Below are 4,001 nucleotides of genomic sequence, written 5' to 3'. Positions count from 1 at the left end.
AAGAGCCTATCTTCGGCCTGGACATGACTGAACTTCCGCATCGTGATCACTGGTACCAGCCTGAATTCTTTGCCAAGCAAAGTCACCCGTTCCTCAAGATGGGCGTCACCTGTAACTCACAGCTACAGGCATCAATTGACAATCAGACTATCAGCAACCTGTATTGCGCAGGTGCCCTGCTCGCGCATTATGACCCGGTCTTTGAAGGCTGTGGTAGCGGTGTCGCCATCAGCACCGGCTTTCACGTCGCCGAGCAGATGATAAAGCCACAGTGCCAAACAACAGAACACGAACAACAAGAAAGGACTATCGCATGAGCCTTCCAAAAAAAGACACCAGCTTTGATCAATGTATCAAGTGCACTGTATGTACCGTCTACTGCCCTGTCGCAAAGGCTAACCCACAGTATCCGGGACCGAAGCAATGTGGCCCGGATGGCGAGCGCCTGCGAATCAAGAGTCCTGAGTTTTATGATGAAACCCTGAAGCTGTGTACCAACTGCAAGCGCTGTGAAACGGCCTGTCCTTCCGGTGTCAAGATTGGCGATATGATTGCCGTCGCCCGCGACGAACATGCCAAAATGCCGCTGAACATCAAGACTATCCGTGACTTTGTACTCAGCCACACTGATTTGATGGGAACAGCAGCAACCCCGTTTGCACCTGTTGTAAACGCCATCACCGGCATGAAACCGGTGAAAAAGATCATGCACAAAACCATCGGCGTACACGATCACAAAAGCCTGCCGAAGTACTCCCACGGCACATTCCGTCGCTGGTATAAGCAAAACTGCACCAGCCAGGCTCTGTATCCCAAGCAGGTACATTACTTCCATGGCTGCTATGTAAACTATAACCACCCTCAGCTTGGTAAAGACTTCGTCAAAGTCATGAACGCAATGAGCATCGGTGTCCAGTTGCTCGACAAAGAGAAATGCTGCGGCGTTCCACTCATCGCTAACGGCTTCTTTGATAAAGCCAAGAAAAACGCCAAATTGAACGTCAAGAACTTTACCGATGCCATCGAAAAGTATGATGCGCCTATCATCTCGACATCTTCGACCTGTTCTTTCACCCTGCGCGAAGAATACCCAGAAGTACTCAAGGTTGATAACAGCCAGGTGGCCGACAGAATCGAGTTCGTTACCCGCTTTCTGCTAAGAAGCTTTATGAATGGCGATATGCCGAAAATGAAGCCGGTCAATAAGAAAGTGGTGTATCACACGCCATGTCACCTCGAGCGCACCGGTGGCAGCCTGTATACCATTGAGCTACTCAAGATGATCCCAGGCCTGGAACTCGTGGTTCTGGACAGCCAGTGCTGCGGCCTTGCTGGAACTTACGGCTTTAAAACCGAGAACTATGACACCTCAATGGCTATCGGTAGCAAGCTGTTCAAGCAAATTCGCCAGGAAAATGCTGATTTCGCCATTACGGACTGTGAAACCTGTAAATGGCAAATCGAAGAAAATACCGACCTTGAAACCATCCACCCTGTTTCAGTCTTGGCGATGGCTCTAGCCTGAACCTAAGAGGGCCTAACTGGCCCTCCCCTCTTTTTATTACAAAATTCTTGATAAAGATCCTATAGTTATTCTTGTGCTAGAAGAAAAGCTGGCAATAGTGCCCGATATTCTGGACGGAATATTTCTCTGGCAACCAGATCATAAAACAATGAGAAATGACACGCAGGGAAGCATCAGGAATCTCATCCTATAGCTGAAGTATGCAGTAGCTTGCGCTGGCAGCCAAAGATGGCAACAGCCGATAGCGGCCCTATGAAGATCATCGTGTAGAGACGGTGCTAACTATCATTAAGGGGGTAAACCATGCGCATACTGTCTGTTCAGACAATCAAGGCAAAGCTATACCTGATCAGTTTTATTCTTGTCGCTTCAATGCTCGCCTTCGGCCTGTTCGAAATGGTGTCTTTCAAGAAAATTGATGACTTACAGTTTGCTGCTCAGGAAACCGCACACAGTAAAGCTGACTTACTGAAACTGCGCCGCCATGAAAAAGACTTCCTGGCCCGATTGGATGCCAAATATATAGAACAGTTTAATGCCGACCAGATTGCCCTCTCTGATCGGATAGTCCGGATTCAAACCATTCTTAGCCAATACAGCTCTCAGCATGAGAGCAGCTTTGACTATGTGCTGGAAGTGCTCGATCAGTATTCAACCCAGTTTAATGAAATCACTGATCAGAGTGTCCTGATAGGACTGACAATGGAAGATGGCCTGCGAGGCAATATCAACAACGCGGCTAACGATGCCGAAGAAAAGATTTTGGCCACTGGCGACGAGCAGCTCTACCGTATGTTACTGACGCTCAGGCGCAACGAGAAAGACTTCATCATCACCAAAAATGCAGACCACCTTGGCTACTTCAACAACAACATCGACACCCTGCAGCAAGCCGTCAGAGATAAGCCCTTCAGTCGCTCCGAACAAAGAGGACTAAGACGCAGTTTGGTCATGTACCAGATGATGTTCGAAGAACTGGTTGATGGCTACACCACTATTGGCCTTAGCCATACCGAAGGCCTATATGGTGAGCTGAGAAAGAAAGTGCATGTTGTCGAAGCCGAAATCGACCGTCTAGAGCTGGCACTTATCGACGATATTAATCATCAGCAATATCAGGAAAAACTCACGCTAGCTATCAGCGGTGCTGCAATCACCCTGTTCATGACCATAGTCCTGCTGACATTCAGTCGTAAGATCACCCAGCGTCTGGCCACGGTCAACCACATGATGAAAGACATCGCCGAAGGCAATGGTGACTTAACGGTCAGAATGAATGATAACGGCAAGGATGAGCTGGCAGAGCTCAGCCACTCCTTCGATAGATTTACCTCCAAACTACAAACCATAGTCACTGGTATCGCCGACATCTCGCAGCAGCTGTCTCATGCCGCCTCAGAGTCAACGTCGGCTTCCGATAACAGTCTGGAAAATGCTGAGCAGCAACAGGCTGAGTCTTCCAGCGTTGCAGCGGCAATCAACCAGCTGCTGGCCACCAGCAATGAGATCGCCAGCAATATCAATGATGCTGCCGAGTCCGCTGAAAAAGTGAAACTTGAGGCTCAGAGCAGCTTGCAAACCAGCCAACAAGCAGGAGAAAGTATCCAGACACTGGCTTCGGATATTGCCGAATCACAAACACTGATCGAACGCCTTGAGACGGAGAGCAACAATATTAACAAAGTGATAGCCGTGATCCGTGATATTACCGAACAAACCAACCTGCTGGCCCTCAATGCCGCCATCGAGGCAGCGCGAGCCGGCGAGCATGGCCGAGGTTTTGCTGTCGTTGCCGACGAAGTTCGCCAACTGGCGCAGCGTACCCATAGTTCGACCCAAGAAATTGAGCACACCATCGAACGGTTGCACACAGGTGTTGAAGAGAGCGTCGCAATTATGCAAAAAAGCCAGTCACAGACTGAAGTGACGGTTTCCCAGACCAACCAGGCAACGGATTCTGTCAATCGCATCGCTTCCGCAATTACGGATATCTCGGACAAAAACCTGCAAATTGCCTCGGCATCTGAGCAACAGGCTATGGTGTCTGCCGAGATCGATAAGAATATCTCCCGTATTTCAGAACTGGCGATGAGTACGGCATCAGCTGTCGGCCAGTCGTCACAAGCCAGTCAGGATGTCTCTAAAATGGCCAGACAGCTCGGAGAAGTCGTCGGTCAGTTTAAGTATTAAATGCTAATCATATCCTTTCGTTCTTCAGGCCGCAGGCTGGATATCTTTTGCTGCGGCCTTTTCTTTTACAGCCACTTTTTCTTTGTTCATCAATCGAAGGCACAACAGATAAATCACCCCGTACAGCACCATCCCGCCTAACAACACGCCCTGCCACGCCCCATATTGCCAACAAGCAATCAGGTAAAACCCTCCGAGGCTACCACCGGCATAATAGTGGACAAGATACAATGCTGTGGCTGTTGCCTTGGCGGTTGTTGCTTTCTGACTAACCCAGGCATAAGCC

The 4,001-nt window shown here is 49.3% G+C and carries 3 protein-coding genes and 1 pseudogene; 3 read left to right on the top strand and 1 reads right to left on the bottom strand.

Features of this window, described 5'->3' with window-relative positions:
- From MHN01_RS18930 to MHN01_RS18920, 3 genes are all read left to right on the top strand, one after another.
- A partial coding sequence (locus MHN01_RS18930; protein WP_239412774.1) for an FAD-binding protein occupies positions 1-317 on the top strand: 317 nt, incomplete at its 5' end.
- Positions 314-1,525: an anaerobic glycerol-3-phosphate dehydrogenase subunit GlpC gene (gene glpC, locus MHN01_RS18925; RefSeq protein ID WP_239412773.1), complete on the top strand. Its 1,212-nt coding sequence runs from the start codon at positions 314-316 to the stop codon at positions 1,523-1,525. The genes MHN01_RS18930 and glpC, both read left to right, overlap by 4 nt.
- Positions 1,526-1,828: 303 nt before the next feature.
- Positions 1,829-3,715, top strand: coding sequence for a methyl-accepting chemotaxis protein (locus MHN01_RS18920; RefSeq protein ID WP_239412772.1), 1,887 nt, complete (start codon positions 1,829-1,831; stop codon positions 3,713-3,715).
- A gap of 24 nt (positions 3,716-3,739) precedes the next feature.
- Here MHN01_RS18920 and MHN01_RS18915 read toward each other — a convergent pair.
- Positions 3,740-4,001: pseudogene (locus MHN01_RS18915) on the bottom strand (MFS transporter); the annotation flags it as partial.

Origin of the sequence: Photobacterium sp. OFAV2-7, assembly GCF_022347985.1 — a bacterium.
Taxonomy (GTDB): Bacteria; Pseudomonadota; Gammaproteobacteria; order Enterobacterales; family Vibrionaceae; genus Photobacterium.
The sequence above is the reverse complement of the archived record's forward strand: the minus strand, read 5'-3'. Positions and strand labels throughout refer to the sequence as shown.